Annotated in this window: 15 protein-coding genes and 1 other RNA gene; all 16 read right to left on the bottom strand. The window is 60.4% G+C overall.

All coding sequences use genetic code 11. The features are described 5' to 3' along the window. Window positions 1-11 precede the first annotated feature (11 nt). The 16 genes from ftsA to rnpB all read right to left on the bottom strand — a co-directional run bounded on the left by ftsA (window position 12) and on the right by rnpB (window position 17601). On the bottom strand, window positions 12-1247 hold the full coding sequence (ftsA, locus tag RRB22_00930) for a cell division protein FtsA (GenBank protein MDT8382958.1): 1236 nt from the start codon (window positions 1245-1247) through the stop codon (window positions 12-14). 44 nt (window positions 1248-1291) lie between these two features. Then, complete coding sequence (locus RRB22_00925; protein ID MDT8382957.1) at window positions 1292-1990, bottom strand: cell division protein FtsQ/DivIB; 699 nt, start codon at window positions 1988-1990, stop codon at window positions 1292-1294. A gap of 61 nt (window positions 1991-2051) precedes the next feature. Then, window positions 2052-3026: a D-alanine--D-alanine ligase gene (locus tag RRB22_00920; GenBank protein ID MDT8382956.1), complete on the bottom strand. Its 975-nt coding sequence runs from the start codon at window positions 3024-3026 to the stop codon at window positions 2052-2054. Further along, a complete protein-coding gene (gene murB / locus RRB22_00915) occupies window positions 3023-3925 on the bottom strand; it encodes a UDP-N-acetylmuramate dehydrogenase (protein ID MDT8382955.1) in 903 nt (300 codons plus the stop codon). The genes RRB22_00920 and murB overlap by 4 nt, the downstream gene beginning before the upstream one ends. Next, a complete protein-coding gene (gene murC / locus RRB22_00910; protein ID MDT8382954.1) occupies window positions 3922-5367 on the bottom strand; it encodes a UDP-N-acetylmuramate--L-alanine ligase in 1446 nt (481 codons plus the stop codon). The genes murB and murC overlap by 4 nt, the downstream gene beginning before the upstream one ends. Then, window positions 5360-6484 (bottom strand): undecaprenyldiphospho-muramoylpentapeptide beta-N-acetylglucosaminyltransferase, encoded by a 1125-nt coding sequence (gene murG / locus RRB22_00905; protein MDT8382953.1) that lies wholly within the window; start codon window positions 6482-6484, stop codon window positions 5360-5362. The genes murC and murG overlap by 8 nt, the downstream gene beginning before the upstream one ends. Beyond that, window positions 6481-7749, bottom strand: a complete 1269-nt coding sequence (gene ftsW / locus RRB22_00900; protein MDT8382952.1) for a putative lipid II flippase FtsW — start codon at window positions 7747-7749, stop codon at window positions 6481-6483. The genes murG and ftsW overlap by 4 nt, the downstream gene beginning before the upstream one ends. Beyond that, the gene (gene murD / locus RRB22_00895; protein ID MDT8382951.1) at window positions 7746-9191 is read right to left on the bottom strand and encodes a UDP-N-acetylmuramoyl-L-alanine--D-glutamate ligase; all 1446 of its coding nucleotides are present in this window, start codon (window positions 9189-9191) and stop codon (window positions 7746-7748) included. Before murD ends, ftsW begins: the two co-directional genes overlap by 4 nt. A gap of 27 nt (window positions 9192-9218) precedes the next feature. Further along, entirely contained in the window at window positions 9219-10301 is a 1083-nt protein-coding gene (mraY, locus tag RRB22_00890; protein ID MDT8382950.1) for a phospho-N-acetylmuramoyl-pentapeptide-transferase, read from the bottom strand. Next, window positions 10301-11710: a UDP-N-acetylmuramoyl-tripeptide--D-alanyl-D-alanine ligase gene (murF, locus tag RRB22_00885; GenBank protein ID MDT8382949.1), complete on the bottom strand. Its 1410-nt coding sequence runs from the start codon at window positions 11708-11710 to the stop codon at window positions 10301-10303. The genes mraY and murF overlap by 1 nt, the downstream gene beginning before the upstream one ends. Next, a complete protein-coding gene (locus RRB22_00880; protein MDT8382948.1) occupies window positions 11710-13251 on the bottom strand; it encodes a UDP-N-acetylmuramoyl-L-alanyl-D-glutamate--2,6-diaminopimelate ligase in 1542 nt (513 codons plus the stop codon). The genes murF and RRB22_00880 overlap by 1 nt, the downstream gene beginning before the upstream one ends. After that, window positions 13251-14996 carry a penicillin-binding transpeptidase domain-containing protein gene (locus RRB22_00875; protein MDT8382947.1) on the bottom strand — a complete coding sequence of 582 codons (1746 nt, stop codon included), beginning with the start codon at window positions 14994-14996 and terminating at the stop codon, window positions 13251-13253. Before RRB22_00875 ends, RRB22_00880 begins: the two co-directional genes overlap by 1 nt. Window positions 14997-15019: 23 nt before the next feature. Next, entirely contained in the window at window positions 15020-15301 is a 282-nt protein-coding gene (gene ftsL / locus RRB22_00870; GenBank protein ID MDT8382946.1) for a cell division protein FtsL, read from the bottom strand. Continuing rightward, window positions 15302-16243: a 16S rRNA (cytosine(1402)-N(4))-methyltransferase RsmH gene (rsmH, locus tag RRB22_00865; protein ID MDT8382945.1), complete on the bottom strand. Its 942-nt coding sequence runs from the start codon at window positions 16241-16243 to the stop codon at window positions 15302-15304. Between the two features lie 5 nt (window positions 16244-16248). Beyond that, window positions 16249-16704 (bottom strand): division/cell wall cluster transcriptional repressor MraZ, encoded by a 456-nt coding sequence (gene mraZ / locus RRB22_00860; GenBank protein MDT8382944.1) that lies wholly within the window; start codon window positions 16702-16704, stop codon window positions 16249-16251. A gap of 515 nt (window positions 16705-17219) precedes the next feature. Further along, window positions 17220-17601: RNase P RNA component class A (rnpB, locus tag RRB22_00855), an RNA gene on the bottom strand. Window positions 17602-17664: the final 63 nt, after the last annotated feature.

Below are 17664 nucleotides of genomic sequence, written 5' to 3'. Positions count from 1 at the left end.
TCTAACAAACTTTAAAAATTTCCCTGAAACCAGCTCTGCATTCGCGCCCAAAGCCCCTTGCCATTCCAGTCACCCTTTCGCTCCCTTCGCCGGTCACCATGATGCTGGTGGCCATACAACAACAGTCCCACACCCGTCGCGTAAATCGGATTACGCACCACATCCACCAGCCCCGTCACATGCTGCGGCACACCCAGCCGCACCGGCATATGGAAAATCTCTTCCGCCAGCTCGATCACCCCCTCCATCTTGGAACAGCCGCCGGTGAGCACAATGCCCGCGGCACAGACCTCTTCAAAGCCGCTGCGCCGCAATTCGTTTTGTACCAGCGTCAGCAACTCTTCATAACGCGGCTCAATCACCTCGGCCAGGGTCTGTCGCGCCAGCCGCCGGGGTGGGCGATCGCCCACACTGGGCACCTCAATATTTTCTTCCGGACTGGCCAGCTGCGTTAAGGCGCAGGCATATTTGATCTTGATCTCTTCCGCATACTGCGTCGGCGTGCGCAAGGCGACCGCAATATCATTCGTCACCTGATCGCCGGCGATGGGGATCACCGCCGTGTGTCGAATGGAGCCATCGGTAAATATTGCGATGTCGGTTGTACCGCCACCCATGTCCACCAGACATACGCCCAGCTCTTTTTCATCCTCGGTCAGCACCGCATAACTGGAAGCCAACTGCTCAAGAATCACATCATCCACCTCAAGCCCGCAGCGCCGCACGCACTTGATAATGTTTTGCGCCGCACTCACTGCACCGGTAACCATATGCACCTTGGCCTCCAGGCGCACACCGGACATTCCCACCGGCTCACGAATACCTTCCTGATCATCAATCAGAAATTCCTGCGGCAGGATGTGTAATACTTTTTGATCGGCCGGAATCGCTACCGCGCGCGCCGCATCGATAACCCGCTCCACATCGGCATGCGTCACCTCCTTGTCCCTTATCGCCACGATACCGTGCGAATTCAGGCTCCGAATATGGCTACCCGCAATGCCCGCATACACCGAATTAATCTGGCAGCCTGCCATCAATTCCGCTTCTTCCACCGCGCGCTGAATCGACAACACGGTGGACTCGATATTCACCACCACGCCCTTTTTCAGGCCACGAGAAGGATGCGAACCGACACCGATAATTTCGATATTCCCCTCCGGCGTCAGATCGGCGACTATCGCCACCACCTTAGAGGTACCAATATCCAGGCCCACCACCAGATTTGGATCAGACTTTTTACTCATCACAACATCCCCAGGAACACATCCCGTTAACAAAACCAGACTTCTTAACCACGCTCAGAACGCCAGCTCACTGCAAAACCATTGGTATATCGCAAATCAATCGACTGGATTTTTTCAGCCCGATCTGCCAGCACTGTCTTATAGGCATCTGCAAATCGTGCAATCTGCGCCTCCTTTGCCGCACGACCCAGCAACAATCCCAGACCATTACTGAGCGTCACCTGCCAGGCGCGCCGCTCATTAATCTCCAGCGTCTTGACACCCAACTCCAGCCCCGCCAGTTGTGTCGATATCAGCTGAAAGCGTTTCGCCAGCATTTCCGACGAACCCTCTGGCCCACTAAACAGGGGCAGGGCACTGAGCTGGCTTCCACTGTCCACATCAATCACCTCACCGCGCTGATTGACCACTCGACCATCCTTCCACCGGGCCAGCGGAACCTGCTCGACAATCTCCACCTGCAAGATATTTGGCCATACCCGGCGCACTGAAGCGCGGTCCACCCACGCCAGACTCTCGGCAGCCTGCTTCACGGCGCGCACATCCACACTGAAAAATCCACTGTGGGCCAACCCGCCGATCGCGGCATGTAAATCCTGTTTGGCAAGATGCTGAAATGAGCCTTTCACCTGCACATGATCAATAGGCAGGGTGTCCTGCTGCAGCAGATGCCAGACGGAAAAACCCAACACCCCACCCAGTGTCGACACCAGAATGGCGCCACCGAGCAAACGTCGCGTCAACCATGTCGGCCCCTGCCACGCAGGCAACGACACCGATTTCGCTGGCTTAGGGGAGATGCGCCTAGCACCCATGACTGATCTCTCCCATCACATCCGACACACCGGACACACTGGTGGCCGACAGGATGCGCAGCACCAACTCATCAAACCCGATTCCCGCAGCCTTTGCCGCCATTGGCACCAGGCTGTGATCGGTCATACCCGGCACCGTATTATTCTCCAGCAGCCATGGCTGACCTTCGCCGTCTAACATTAAATCGATACGCCCCCAGCCGCTTGCGCCCAGGGCATTGAAGGCCGCCAGCGCCAGCGACTGCATGCGTTTTTCTGTCTCGACATCCAGACCGGCCGGGCAGTGATAGCGCGTATCATTCGCCTTGTATTTGGCCTGGAAGTCGTAGAATTCGCGTGGCGTTTCCAGACGAATCACCGGCAATGCCTCGTTGGCCAGAATGCCGACGGTATACTCTTCGCCGACCACCCAGGGCTCGACCATCACCGCGGCGTCAAATGCCACCGCCGCCTTCCAGGCCGCCTGCAGATCGTCGACGCTTTCCACCCGCGCCGCACCCAGACTGGAACCTTCATGCACCGGCTTCACCGCCAGCGGCAGACCCAGCAGATCCACAATCGCGTGCCAATCCGTATCTTCGTGCAACAGTGCAAATTTCGGTGTCGGCAGGCCGGCCGACAGCCAGACCTGTTTGCTGCGCACCTTATCCATGGACAGCGCGCTGCCCAGCACGCCCGAGCCGGTGAAAGGGATATTCAGACTTTCCAGCAGCCCCTGCATCACGCCATCCTCTCCACGCCGACCATGCAGGGCGATAAAGGCACAATCAAACTTCGCCTCCAGCAGCACGGCGGCAATATCGCGACCCACGTCCACGCCATGGGCATCCACACCCTGACGCTGCAAGGCGGCCAGCACCGCCGCGCCGCTCAGCAGGGAAATCTCACGCTCCGCGGACAGCCCACCCATGAGCACGGCAACCTTGCCGAAGGCGGCGGGATCCATTGCAAAAACCTCGGTCATACACCCTCTCCCACGATATGCACTTCACGCTGCAACTGCACCGACATTTTCTCGGCGACGGTATGGGTAATCCGCTCGATCAGGGTCTCCACATCGTGCGCCGTTGCCCCACCGGTATTAATGATGAAATTCGCATGTTTATCCGACACGCAGGCGGCGCCCTCGCATATCCCCTTCAAACCACAGGCCTCGATCAGGCGCGCCGCATAGTCGGCCTCCGGATTACGAAACACCGAGCCGGCATTAGGCAGCTGTGTCGGCTGCGTATCACTGCGCTTGCTGAGCAGCGCCTTGATCTCGGCCAATAACAGATCGGAATTGCCACCGCCTTCTAACTGTAATTCAGCGGCGATAAACCATTCTCCCTGCGGGCCTCGCACATGGCGGTAGGCGATCTCAAATTCATTCGGCGTACGGCGATGCAATCGGCCGTGACGGTCCACCGTCTCCACCGCTGCCACCACATCCCAGGTCTCTCCACCAAAGGCACCGGCGTTCATCGCCAGGGCGCCGCCCATGGTGCCGGGAATGCCGGCCAGAAAGGCCGAACCACTCAGTCCTGCGCGGGCACAAAACCGCGCCACCTTGGCACAGGCGACACCCGCTTCGGCGCGCACCGTTGTTTCGTCAAGCTGTGACAGACCGTTCACCACACCACTGGTCGCGATCACCGTGCCGCGAATGCCGGCATCACGCACCAGCAGGTTACTACCCAGTCCCAGCCAGAACACCGGCTCGGTGGCGGGCAGCTGGGCGAGAAACTGTGCGAGATCCTCGATATCCGCCGGCTGATAATAGCGATCCGCCGGACCGCCTATCCGCCATGAGGTGTGTTTCGACATCGGCTCGTCTAACAATAAGTTGCCACGCAATGCATTCACCTGTGGTGCCGCGTTCATGCCTTCACCTCCAGCTGGGCAGGCAGCAGTGCGGCAGCCGCGCCGATGGAACCGGCGCCCAGGGTCAGCAGCACATCGCCATCGCGCAATACGCCCTGCAGGGTTGGCGCAAGCTCCTCGACTGTTTCCACGAACACGGGATCCACCTGTCCACGCACGCGTATCGCCCGGCACAGGGCCCGTCCATCATCCTCGCCCTGTGGCTGCTCTCCTGCTGCATAGACTTCCAGCAGCAACAGGACATCGACCTCGGAAAGCACTTTGACAAAGTCTTCAAACAGATCGCGGGTACGTGAAAAACGATGCGGCTGGAAGGCCAGCACCAGCCGCCTATCCGGCCACGCCTTGCGCGCGGCCTCCATGGTTGCGGCGATTTCACGCGGGTGGTGACCATAGTCATCCACCAGCAGCACACTCCCCGCCGCCGTTTTCATCTCGCCATATACCTGAAAGCGCCGGCCGATACCCTCAAAGCTGAGCAGGGCATGTTGAATCGCCGCATCCGGCACCTTTAGCTCGGTCGCCACGGCGATGGCGGCCAGTGCATTCAGGGCATTGTGTTGTCCCGGCATATTGAGCGTGATCGCCAATTCGCCAGGGTGATCTTTCCGCCTCACCCGGAAATGGGTGTGGGCACCTTGCTGGCTCAGATCAAGACCCCGCACATCCGCATCATCCGAGGCGAAGCCATAGGTCAGCACCGGCTTGGAGATTTCCGGCAGCAATTCACGCACCACCGGGTCATCAATACACATCACCGCCAGACCATAAAAAGGCAGATGGTGCAGAAACTCCAGGAAGGCCTTACGCAGATTGTCAAAGTCACCACCATAGGTGCTCATGTGATCCGCATCGATGTTGGTCACTATCGCCATCATCGGCGCCAGATACAGGAATGAGGCATCGCTCTCATCCGCCTCGGCGACCAGGTAACGGCCCTCACCCAGCCGCGCATGCGAGCCTGCGCTGTTGAGCAGACCCCCGATCACAAAGGTCGGATCCAGCCCACCTTCGGCCAGCAGGCTTGCGGTCAGGCTGGTGGTCGTGGTTTTGCCGTGAGTGCCGGCAATGGCGATACCAAATCGAAAGCGCATCAACTCGGCGAGCATTTCGGCACGCGGGACAACCGGGATGCGCGCCTCACGCGCCGCCAGTACCTCGGGATTGTCGGCAGATACAGCGGTGGAAACCACCACCACATTGCAGCCCTGTACATGCGCGGCATCGTGACCAATAAACACCGTAACGCCCATCTCAGCCAGGTGACGGGTTACCGCGTTATCGCGCAGGTCTGAACCCGACACCACATAACCCAGATTAGACAGCACTTCGGCGATCCCGCCCATGCCGGCACCGCCCACGCCGACAAAATGCACGCGGCGCATACGCTCCCAGGCGGGATGTGTCTTGCGGCTCAGCGGATTGTGCAGATTCTCAACCATGCGCCTTTCTCCCTTGCCGCGCCTGCGCCACGTCCAGGCACTGGTTCACCACCTGGGTGGTCGCATCCAGCAGGGCTAGCTGGCGCGCCGCCGCGGACATCGCCTTCAGCGTGGCCGGCGTCAGCGACATCAGCACCTGGCGTAAACGGGCCGCACTCAATTCCGCCTGCTGGATCAGGATCGCCGCCTGTTGGTCGGCCAGGTAATGCGCATTGGCCGTTTGGTGATCGTCCACGGCATAGGGGAACGGCACCAGAATCGAGGGCGCCGCCGCCGCCGCCAGCTCGGCAATGGTCATCGCACCGGCGCGACACAACACCACATCGGCCCAGGCATAGGCACCTGCCATATCATCGATAAACGGCACCAGCTTAACGCTGTCCGCCATCAACCCCGCTGCATCATAGGCCGCCTCGGTGGCCGCAAAATTTTGCCGGCCGGTCTGGTGCCAGACCTGGGGCCGGTCGTCGACATTCAGACTCGCCAGGGCCGCGGGCACCACCCTGTTCAGGTGCGCCGCACCCAGACTGCCGCCCACCACCAGCAGTCGCAGGGGCTGCCGGGGCTCACGGGCGTCGGCATCCGCGGTGGCCAGGGCCTTGTTGATAAATTCCTGGCGTAGCGGATTGCCGGTATGCACCACCCGCGCATGCGGCGCAAAGGTCCCGGGGAAGGCCTCCATCACCCGTCCGGCCAGCGGCGCCAACAGACGATTGGTCAGGCCGGCGCGGGCATTCTGTTCGTGGATCAACAACGGCCGACGACTCAACCATGCCGCCAGTCCAGCCGGGCCGGTGACATAGCCGCCCATGCCCAGCACCGCGGCCGGATTGCGCCGACGCATAATCCGCAGCCCCTGATACAGGGCCGACAACAGCTTTACCGGTGCCGTCAGCAGCTGCATCATGCCTTTACCGCGCAGCCCGGCTACCTGGATGTAGTCGATGGGAAATCCGGCCTGCGGCACCAGCTCGGCCTCCAGCCCCCGGCGTGTCCCCAGCCAGCTCACCTCGACACCACGCGCGCGCAGCTCGTCGGCCACTGCCAGTGCCGGAAACACGTGGCCACCGGTGCCGCCCGCCATCACCACAATACGCAGAGGTTGACTGGCGTTCATGCGCGACGCCCCCGACCGGCCGAGCGGGTGGCGGAACCCTGGCGGGCGGCCGCTCCGGATCCGCTACGTCCGACTACCGTGCGACATGCCGCCGGCTGTGCCGCGACCGGATGCTCGTGTGAGATACGCAACAACAGCGCAACCGCCACGCAGCTCATCACGATACTGGAGCCGCCGTAACTCATCAGCGGCAGGGTCAGCCCCTTGGTCGGCAACACGCCCATGTTCACTCCGAGATTGATGAAGGCCTGCAGACCCAGCCACATGCCGATGCCGTAAGCAGCATAGGCGCCAAAATGATTGCCGGCCGCTGCCGAGGCGGTGCCGATCACAAACGCGCGCCACACCAGTATCGCGAACAGGGCGATAATCGTGACTACACCGAGCAGGCCCAGCTCTTCGGCCAGCACGGCAAACAGAAAATCGGTGTGCGCCTCGGGCAGATAAAACAATTTCTGGATGCTGCCACCCAGCCCCACCCCCAGCCACTCACCGCGACCAAAGGCGATCAGCGCCTGGGTCAGCTGGAATCCGCTGTCGAAAGGATCGCTCCAGGGATTCACGAACGAGGTCAACCGCGCGACACGATAGGGCGAGGAGTAGGCCAGTGCACCCATGGCGGACAGCATCACCATAAATAGCACGACAAATTGCCAGAGGCGCACGCCGCCGAGAAACATCATTCCCAGCACGGTCAGGGTGATCACCGCCGCCGCGCCGAAATCGGGTTCCAGCAACAACAGCAAACCGATCAGCCCCACCAGCGCCATCGGCTTGAGAAACCCCTTGATGCTCTGCCGCACCTCGTCGCCACGCCGCACCAGATAACCGGCCAGATACACCACCACAAATAATTTCACCAGTTCCGAAGGCTGGAAGTTCACCGGGCCCAGCGCCAGCCAACGCGTACTGCCGTTGATCTCGCGGCCGATCAGCAGCACGACTACCAGCAGACTCAAACCGAGCAACAGGAAATAGGGTCCCAGACGCTCCCAGTAGACCAGACGCACGCGCAACACGCTGTAAGCCGCGATCAGGCCAACACTGACAAAGGAGGCCTGTCGCCACAGATAATAGAGCGGGTCATTCATCTGGCGTTCGGCAATGGACACCGAGGCCGAGGCCACCATCACCACCCCCACGGCCAGCAACAACAGCGCCGAGCCCAGCAACAGGATGTCCAGCGGAAAACGCCCATGCCGCTGCGTCGACATCGGTGACGACGCCGCCAGAAAGCGCAAACCAGGAATGGACTGCGCCATCATGATCCCGCGCCCTCGCACTGACCAGCAGGCCCGTCATCCAGCAGCGCATGCACGGCCGCCATGAAGGCATCGCCCCGCGCCGCAAACCCGGCAAACATATCGAAGCTGGCACAGGCCGGCGACAGCAATACCGTGTCACCCGGCCTGGCGATGGCATGGGCGGCGGCAACCGCCGCCGACATCGTCGTTACATACTGCACCGGCACCACACCGGCGAGCGCGGCCTCGATCAGGGCGGCATCCTCACCCAGCAGGATCACCGTCCGCACCTTGTCCTGCACCGCCTCGCGCAGCGGCGAAAAATCGGCGCCCTTGCCCTGTCCGCCGGCGATCAGGATCAACGGCCCCTGCAGGCCCTGAATCGCCGCCAGGGTGGCGCCCACATTGGTGCCCTTGGAATCATTCAGCCAGTTGACGCCCCCGGCGCTGGTCACAAACTGGACCCGGTGCGGCAGGCCGGTAAAGGTCTGCAAGGTAGCCAGCATGGCGGGCAAGGGCAGACCCAGGGCCTCGCCCAGAGCCAGTGCCGCCAGGGCATTGGCCTGATTATGCTCACCCGCCAGGCGCAGATCGTCGACTGCCAGCAGGCGCTGCTCGCCGCGCGCCAGCCAGTATCGTCCCTCATGCAGGCATCGTCCGAACTGCTGCTCGGCCGGGGCGTCCAGACCAAAACTCACCACCTGGCGATGGCATGTCGGCATAACACGAACCAGCGGGTCATCGCGATTGATAACCGCCACCCCCGGCTGTCCGGCGGCGGCCTCAGGGACATTGAAAGGGACATTGAAAATGGTCTGCTTGCTCGCCGCGTACTCGGCGATGTCACGATAACGATCCATGTGGTCGGCACTGATGTTCAACACCGTCGCGGCGGCAGCATGTAACGAGCGGGTGCTATCGAGCTGAAAACTCGACAACTCCAACACATAACAATCGGGCTCGCTATCGCCCAGCAGCTCCAGTGCAGGCGTGCCGATATTGCCGCCCACCCTGACCTCTCTGCCGGCGGCTCTGCACATTTCGGCCAGCAGCAGGGTGACGGTGCTTTTGCCATTGGCGCCGGTAATCGCCGCGATGGGGGCCCGCGCGACCCGCGCAAACAGCTCGATATCGCCCATCACCTCCACACCACGGCCGCGGGCCTCGACAATGAGCGGTTCGTTGAGGGGCACGCCGGGGCTCACCACCAGACGTTGCGCCCAGGCAAACAGACCCGCATCAAACCCACCGACACTGATGGCAATGTCCGTCTGTTCGGCGCGCAGTGTTTGCAGGCCCGGCGGCGTGGCACGACTATCGGTCACCGCCACCGGCACACCACAGCGCGTCAGGAACCGCGCGCACGACAAACCGGTCTGCCCCAGACCGACCACCAGGGTCGGCACGGCTGACAATCCGCATTGCCTGTCTGTTGTTATGCCCATTTCCAGCGCCGCACTCATCTCACGTTTTCTTTATGTCTGACATGTCTAACGTATTTTCAGGGTGGCCAATCCGATCAACACCAGAATCACGGTGATGATCCAGAAGCGCACAATCACCCGTGGTTCCGGCCAGCCCATTAACTCGTAGTGGTGATGCAATGGCGCCATGCGGAAAATACGCCTGCCCGTCATTTTGAAAGACGCCACCTGGATAATCACCGACAGCGTCTCGATCACAAACACGCCGCCCATGATCACCAGCACCAGCTCCTGCCGCACCACCACCGCCACAATACCCAGCGCGGCACCCAGCGCCAGCGCACCGATGTCACCCATGAACACCATTGCCGGATAGGTGTTAAACCAGAGAAAGCCGAGGCCTGCGCCCACCAGCGCGCCACAAAACACCACCACCTCACCGACCCCGGGGACATAGGGGATCGCCAGATACTCGGCGAACTTCATGTGGCCGGTGACATAGGCGAAGATGCCCAGTGCTCCCGCCACCATCACCGTCGGCAAGATCGCCAGACCATCCAGGCCATCGGTAAGATTCACCGCATTACTGCTGCCGACGATGGTCAAATACGCCAGCAGTATAAACATCGGTCCCAGCGCAATCGCCACATCCTTGAAAAAGGGCACGTATAACTGTGTCTGCGCCGGCAGGCTGGCAGCGTCAAACAGAAAATAGGCTGCACCCAAACCCACTACCGATTGCCAGAAATACTTGTAGCGCGCCGACAGCCCGCGAGAATCTTTCTTGACCAGCTTTTTATAGTCATCCACCCAGCCGATCACGCCAAACAGGATCGTCACCAGCAACACCAGCCATACGTAGTGATTGCCCAGGTCCGACCACAACAGGGTACTGATGGTGATCGCCACCAGAATCAACGCGCCGCCCATGGTCGGCGTACCGATCTTTCCCAGATGCGATTCCGGGCCATCGTCGCGCACGGACTGGCCGATCTGGTAATGGCTGAGTTTGCGAATCATCAGCGGCCCCACCAGCAGTGAAATCAACAATGCCGTCAGGGCGCCAAGAATGGCGCGCAAGGTCAAATACTGAAACACGCCGAAGCCGCTGTAAAACTGTGTCAGATAGGCCGTAAGATCCAGTAACATCAGCCGCAACCCTCCGCCCTGTTTTTCGCCACCGCATCCTCAGCCACGACCAGCGATGCGACCACACGTTCCATATGCGATGAACGCGAGCCCTTTACCAGCAAGCTCACGTGCTCATGCAGATCTTCACGCAACTGGTCAATCAGCTGCTGCTGGGTCGGAAAATGCCGGCCCTCTTCACCAAAGGCCAGGGCGGCATGACGCGCATAATCGCCGACTGCATACAGCCGCTGCACACCCTTTTCCCGCGCCTGCCGTCCGGCCTGCTCATGAAAGCCAATTGACTGTTCGCCCAGTTCCGCCATATCACCTAACGCGAGATAGCGCTCATTGCGCCGTTCCGCCAGCACATCCAGGGCGACCGCCAGCGAGGCGGGATTGGCGTTATAGGTATCATCGAGGATTTCCGCGCCGCCAATTGCCCGTTTGCGTTGCAGCCGACCGGGGACCGGCGTCACGGATTCCAGGCCTGCGACCACTTCCGCCAGACTCGCGCCGGCCGCCAACGCTGCGGCCGTTGCCGCCAGCGCGTTCATCACATTGTGCCGTCCTTCCAGCGACCAGTGCGCGACAAGCTCACCCTCTGCGGCAATGATGCGCAACCGACCATCGTCACCCAGCGCACCGCGCACATCGGCATCCGCCGTCATGCCAAAACTCACGATCCTGCGTCCAGCGGCCTGGGAGCGCCACAACGCGGCGAAGGCGTCATCGGCATTAATCACCGCTACCCCCGTGACCGGCAGCCCTGCAAAAATCTCGCCCTTGGTTTTCGCCACCACCTGCAGCGAACCAAAACCTTCCAGATGCGCGCCGGCGGCATTGGTGACCAGCGCCACCGTCGGCTGTACAAATTCAGTGAGATAGGCAATGTCACCAGGGTGACTCGCGCCCTCTTCAATCACCGCGGCAACCTGTTTATCCGTCATGCGTAACAGGGTGCGCGGCACGCCAATCTCATTATTGAAATTCGCCTGGGTCGCCAGTACCTCGCCCCGCTGCGAGAGAATCGCCGCCACAATCTCTTTCACCGTGGTCTTGCCGTTGCTGCCGGTTATGGCCACCACCGGAATTGCAAACTGCGCACGCCAGTTGCCAGCCAGCTGCGCAAAGGCGCGTTGCGTATCGGCCACCACGATCTGTGGAAACCCCCCCAGCCCATCGCCGCTCAGGGCGCGCGACACCACGGCCCCGACGGCACCCTGCTGGCGCGCCTGGCGCACAAAATCATGCCCATCGAAACTTGGGCCGGCGAGTGCCACGAACAGCTGGCCGGGCACAAGCTCGCGGGTATCGGTGCAGATGCCGGCAATACGCACGCTTTGCACCGACAGCGTCGTGGGCAAACAGGCCCCCTGCAGCAATGCAGCCGCCTCGCCGAGCGTGGTCACGGGCAGATGGCCGGCCATCACGTCACAGCCCCGCGCGCCTTGCGCTGCGCCAATGCCTTTTCCACCTCGTAGGCATCATTAAACGGCAGCCGCTGATCACCAATGATCTGCACCTCTTCGTGTCCCTTGCCGGCCACCAGCACGACGTCATTGTTGGCCGCCGCCTGCACTACCGATTCTATCGCCCTGTCCCTGTCCGGGATCACCGTCACATTATCCTCATGAGTAAAACCCTGCAGGATATCGGCAATGATGACCTGCGAATTTTCGCTGCGGGGATTGTCGTCGGTCACAATAACCTGATCCGCCAGACGCTCGGCGACCGCCGCCATCAGCGGACGCTTGGAGGCATCACGGTCACCGCCGCAGCCAAACAGACACCACAGCCTGGCCTCGGTATGGGCCCGCAAGGCCGTCAACACCTGTTCCAGTGCGTCCGGGGTGTGTGCATAATCCACCACCACCAGCGGCTGTTCGTCACTGCCCAGCACATTATCGCCGGCCCCGCTACCGCCATAACCCTGCATGCGACCCGGCACCGGACTCAATTTCGATAACCGCTGCACGGCGTCATCAAAACCCACACCGGCAGCCAGCAGTGCGCCCAGCGCGGCCAACACATTGGATGCATTAAAACCACCCAATAGCGGCACACGCAGATCGCCACTTCCCCAGTCACTTTCCACATGCATACGCAGGCCGTTTCTACCTAACTGCAAATTGGAACCTAAAAGCGAGGGTGAAAAATCGTCGCTGTTAAAGCCGTAACTCACCGTGCCGACGGAGGCAGGCAGTGAAGTCAGCAACTGCCGACCATAATCATCATCGATATTGATGACGGCGTATTTCAAACCCTTGCTCTCAAACAGGCGGCGCTTGGCGCGGCCGTAATTCTCCATATCGCCGTGGTAATCCAGATGTTCATGACTGAGATTGGTGAATACCGCCACATCAAAATGCACGCCGGCCACTCGCCCCTGCTCCAGGCCATGTGAGGATACCTCCATCACCACACGCGTCACCTCGTCATGGCGCATATCATCCAGCAAGGTATGCAAGGTCACCGCATCTGGCGTTGTAAAGGTGGTGCTCTGCAGCCGACCAAACACCCCATTGCCGAGGGTACCAATCACGCCACAGGGCGCATCCTGCTGCAGGGCCTGCGCAATAAACTGGGTCACCGAGGTCTTGCCATTGGTGCCGGTAACGCCAATCACAAACATTGATGCCGAAGGTTCACCGTAAAACCGCTCGGCGATCCTGCCCACAAAATTTTTCAGCTCGGGCACGCCGTAGATCGGCACACCATTGCGCTCATCCAGCTGCGGTATGGATGACTCCCACATCACCACACTGGCACCGCGCTTAATGGCTTCATCAATAAATTTTTTGGCGTGCGCCTGCTGCCCTTTGAGGGCAAAAAACAGATCACCCTTCTGCACCTGCCGGCTGTCCAGACACAGGCCGGTAATCTCCATCCGCGGGGCCTGGCGTATAAAACAGATGCCCTCGACCAGCTCTGCAAAGTTCATGTGCGCAGGAGATTTTTCCGCCGTCATCACCGGGTCCCTCCCAGCAGTGCCATGCGTCGTCCAGAATCCGCCGCCGGATTGGCCGGCAGGCCATCCGGTGTCACATCCAGCATACGCAACGCACCCGACATCACCCTGGAAAATACCGGTGCGGCCACCGCACCCCCGTAATACTTCTCACCGCGGGGCTCATTGATCATCACCACCATTGCCAGTCGTGGATTGCTGGCCGGCGCAATTCCGGCGAATAACGCCAAATAGCTATCTTCTACATAACCGCCGGCGCCCGACTTTTTCACCGTACCGGTTTTACCCGCAATACGATAACCGGGCACGGCGGCACGCGTGCCGGTGCCATCCTCCTCAACCACCAGCTCCAACATATTTCTTACGCTGCGCAAACTGTCCTTACCCAACACCGGCTGATAATAACTGGCAAGCTCCGTCGCCTGGGCGCGGCTGCGCGGCACAAAGCTCGCCGGCAGGGGACGGCCATCCGTCGCCAACGCCGCATAGGCACGCGCCAGCTGCATTGCGGTTACCGACAGCCCATAACCGTAGGAAACCGTGGCGCGCTGAATATCATGCCAGGCGCCGAAATCGGTGAGCAGACCGGCCGGTTCACCCGGAAAACCGCTGCCCGAATCCGTCCCCAGACCCACGCTGGCGAAGGCCTGCCACAGGCGTTCGGGACTAATGCCCAGGGCCAGCTTGCTGGCCCCCACGTTGCTGGATTTCTGGATAATGGTGGAGACATCGATCACCCCGTAATCACGAAAATCACGAATGGTCTTGCTGCCCACCTTCAGATAGCCGGGGCGTACATCGATCATGCTGCGCGCAGTGTAGCGCCCGCTTTCCAGGGCCGCGGCAGCGGTGAACGGCTTGATGGTGGAGCCGGGCTCAAACACATCGGTGACCGCACGGTTGCGCATATCATTGCTGTCGATCTGGTACCGGTTATTCGGGTTGTAGGCCGGCTGATTCACCATCGCCAACACCTCGCCGGTATTCACATCCAGTATCACTGCCGAGCCCGAGTCGGCGCGATTGCTCTTTACCGTCGCCTTCAATTCCCGGAAGGCCAGATACTGCAAACGCAGATCGATACTCAGGGCGATGTCTTCACCGGGCTGCGGCTCCGAAATCCGTTCTACATTTTCCACTACCCGGCCGTAACGATCCTTGATCACCCGCTTGGTACCCGCGACACTCCTGAGCCGCTGGTCATACACCAGCTCCATGCCTTCCTGACCCTGATCATCGATATTGGTAAAGCCCACGACGTGGGCCGCGACCTCCCCGGCGGGATAAAACCGCTTGTATTCCGGTTCCAGAAACACACCCGGCACTTCCAGCGCCATCACCTTATCCGCCAGATCAGGCGACACACGCCGCTTCAGATAGACGAATTCTTTATCCCGCCTGGCCGCCAGCAGCCGTTCCAGCTCACCGCGTTTGATGCCCAATAGCTTCGCCAGTTGCGGCCAGGCATCACGCGCCTCGATCAACTGCTGCGGATTTGCCCACACCGAATCCACCGGTGTACTGATCGCCAGCGGCTCGCCGTTGCGATCGGTGATCATGCCGCGATGTGCGGGCTCCGATACCACTCGCAGATATCGCGCGTCTCCCTGACCCTGCAAAAAGTCCTTGTCCAACACCTGCAAATCCACCGCGCGCCACAGCAGAGTGATACCGGCCGCAGCCAGCACCGCCAGCATCAGCCGGCGACGACCACGGTAAGCAGGTTGTAGGGACGGTGTTTGCATTTATTGATCGATAACCCTGTGCATTAGTGTTGTTCCGGCGCCTTCTTAACAATCACCACGGACTGCATTTCAGGCATAACCATTTGTAGATTCTTACGGGCAAGGCGCTCGACGCGACTGTGCGTGGACCAGGTGCCCTGCTCCAGCTGCAGCTGTCCCCATTCCACATTCATTGCGTCGCGCATTTTTTCCAGCGCCTGCAATTCGACGAAGCGCTTGCGGCTCTCATGCTTGACCTCAATCACGGCGACCGCCGAGGCCAGCACAGCCAGCACCATCGTTATCAGCAGTCCCGATCTGTTCATTCAATGCAGCCGCTCCGCTAAACGTAATACCGCGCTACGGGCGCGCGGATTAAGATCTATTTCCTGTTGGCTGGCGCGAATCGCCCGTCCCAGCAGACGCAGCCTTGGCGACAGCGCCGACTGCGGTATTGGCAGATCCGGCGGGTACTCATCACCTCGCGCCTGATCGCGCATAAAGCGTTTTACGATGCGATCCTCCAGTGAATGAAAGCTGATCACCGCCAGACGCCCGCCCGGGCGCAGCACATTCAGCGCCTGCGGCAGGCAGGCCTTCACATCGCCCAGCTCATCATTAATAAAAATGCGGATGGCCTGAAAGCTGCGGGTGGCCGGATCCTTGCCCCGTTCGCGCACGGGGCTCGCCTCGGCGATCAGGGCCGCCAGCTGGCCGGTAGTCGTAATGGGATGTTCTTCTCGCGCCTTGACGATGGCGTAGGCAATGCGCTTGGCAAACTTCTCTTCGCCGTAGTCACGCAGCACCCGACGGATATCGTAGGCCTCCGCCGTGGCCAGCCATTCGGCCGCACTCTGCCCCACGCCTGGATCCATCCGCATGTCGAGCGCGCCGTTGTGGCGAAAACTAAATCCACGGCCGGGATCATCCAACTGGGGAGAGGAGACCCCGAGGTCCAGTAGCACCCCGTCGACACCCCCCTGTTGCTGCCAACCCCGTTTCTGCACCAGCGACTCCAACTGCGTAAACGAACCCTGCTCAATCGCAAACCGCGGATCCGCACCAAACCGATTTCTGGCGGCCTCAACGGCCTGCGGATCCTTATCAATGGCCAACAGCCGTCCCTCTGGACCCAACCGTTCTAAAATGGCCCCGGCATGTCCGCCGCGGCCATAGGTGCCATCCACGTAGATGCCGTCAGGTTTTATGGCCAAGCCCTCCAACACCTCGTTGAATAACACCGGCTGATGCACGAAGTCTTCGCTCATCGGCCCTATAACGACATCGTCTCCATCTCTTCCGGCAGCTCACCGAGCTCATCACCCTCTGCCAGCCAGGCGCTGCAGCGCTCATTCCAGAGGGCCTCATCCCATAGCTCAAATTTGTTGCTCTGGCCGATCAGCACCGTGCGCTTATCCAGCCCGGCGAATTCCCGTAGCGGCGGCGGTACCAGCAGCCGCCCGACACCATCCATCTCCACCTCCGTGGCGTGGCCGATCAACAGGCGCTGCAACCGCCGCGCCTGCTTGTTAAAACTGGGGAGCTGCTGCAACTTGCGCTCAACCACCTCCCACTCCTGCAAGGGGTAGAGCAGCAGGCAGCGGTCGCCATTGTCCACGGTAATCACCATCTGCCCGCCACACATATCAGACAGGTGCTGCCGATAGCGCGTCGGCATCGCCATACGCCCCTTGGCATCCAAATTGAGTGAATTGACCCCTCGAAACACTTACCCAACCCCTGGCGCGACAATCGGCGCGATCATTGGGCGCAACTATTGCGCCAGCTCCCAGTCTTAACGGCCGCGAATCTGAAAAATCCACTATTCGCCACCTTTTCCCACATTATTACACTATGGTACCCAATACACCCACTGTCAAGAAAATAGCGCCCAACAAACACCAAAAACCTGCTTTTTACACAACGACTTAGCAGCATCTGCCAAGACCCGAGCCAGGTCGCCCAGACTACCTTTATATAATCAATTTCTTGGCGAAAAGAGTTAATGTGAATCCTTAGGAGATAGTCGGAATAATACAGCGAGCCCACCGAAACTGGTTAAATAATAGCCACGCGAGGGGTGCAGACAGGCAGACACAGCAGGGGAAAAGGGCGAAAAAAGGGTGAGAAGGGTGAGAAGGGTGAAAGAGGGTTAACGCGGCATAAAGCCGGGAGGGATCGGGGGAATTACCCGGGACGTGAGCCTCCAGGGCTCACGCGGGTAGAACATGCGGGTCGAAGAAAGTTGGAAGTCGGCCTGTAAGCCGGGTTCTGTCGTGAACAGTCATTCATCTGGCGAACGCGTCACCGCGTCGCTCAAGCAACCTACCCGGGAACAACGCGGGCCGCGCCAATGTTCCCCTATTTGGTCTTGCTCCGAGTGGGGTTTTCCCTGCCACTGTTGTTACCAACAGCGCGGTGCGCTCTTACCGCACCATTTCAACCTTACCTGTGCCCCGGTTCGAAAACCGAAGGCCATCGGCGGTGTATTTTCTGTTGCACTTTCCGTAGGCTCACGCCCCCCAGGTATTACCTGGCACTCTGCCCTATGGAGCCCGGACTTTCCTCCGTATCGCCCCTTCCGTAAAAACGAAAGTGGAGATACCGCGACTGTCCAGCCGACTTCCGGCGGCAAGCTTACGCAAGCGGGGATGCGCTGACAAGCCTGCCGCTGCGATTTTCATCCCCA

The organism is Gammaproteobacteria bacterium, from assembly GCA_032250735.1.
Lineage (GTDB): Bacteria > Pseudomonadota > Gammaproteobacteria > SZUA-152 > SZUA-152 > SZUA-152.
This window is presented reverse-complemented; position numbering and strand designations above follow the sequence as displayed.

Excerpts from the sequence above, each read along its gene's own strand:
- ftsA (MDT8382958.1), bottom strand. The coding sequence starts at position 1,247 with ATGAGTAAAAAGTCTGATCCAAATCTGGTGGTGGGCCTGGATATTGGT.
- murF (MDT8382949.1), bottom strand. The coding sequence starts at position 11,710 with ATGGCCGGCCATCTGCCCGTGACCACGCTCGGCGAGGCGGCTGCATTG.
- ftsW (MDT8382952.1), bottom strand. The coding sequence starts at position 7,749 with ATGATGGCGCAGTCCATTCCTGGTTTGCGCTTTCTGGCGGCGTCGTCA.
- murG (MDT8382953.1), bottom strand. The coding sequence starts at position 6,484 with ATGAACGCCAGTCAACCTCTGCGTATTGTGGTGATGGCGGGCGGCACC.
- RRB22_00920 (MDT8382956.1), bottom strand. The coding sequence starts at position 3,026 with ATGACCGAGGTTTTTGCAATGGATCCCGCCGCCTTCGGCAAGGTTGCC.
- murD (MDT8382951.1), bottom strand. The coding sequence starts at position 9,191 with ATGAGTGCGGCGCTGGAAATGGGCATAACAACAGACAGGCAATGCGGA.
- mraY (MDT8382950.1), bottom strand. The coding sequence starts at position 10,301 with ATGTTACTGGATCTTACGGCCTATCTGACACAGTTTTACAGCGGCTTC.
- RRB22_00880 (MDT8382948.1), bottom strand. The coding sequence starts at position 13,251 with ATGACGGCGGAAAAATCTCCTGCGCACATGAACTTTGCAGAGCTGGTC.
- rsmH (MDT8382945.1), bottom strand. The coding sequence starts at position 16,243 with ATGAGCGAAGACTTCGTGCATCAGCCGGTGTTATTCAACGAGGTGTTG.
- murC (MDT8382954.1), bottom strand. The coding sequence starts at position 5,367 with ATGGTTGAGAATCTGCACAATCCGCTGAGCCGCAAGACACATCCCGCC.
- murB (MDT8382955.1), bottom strand. The coding sequence starts at position 3,925 with ATGAACGCGGCACCACAGGTGAATGCATTGCGTGGCAACTTATTGTTA.
- ftsL (MDT8382946.1), bottom strand. The coding sequence starts at position 15,301 with ATGAACAGATCGGGACTGCTGATAACGATGGTGCTGGCTGTGCTGGCC.
- RRB22_00875 (MDT8382947.1), bottom strand. The coding sequence starts at position 14,996 with ATGCAAACACCGTCCCTACAACCTGCTTACCGTGGTCGTCGCCGGCTG.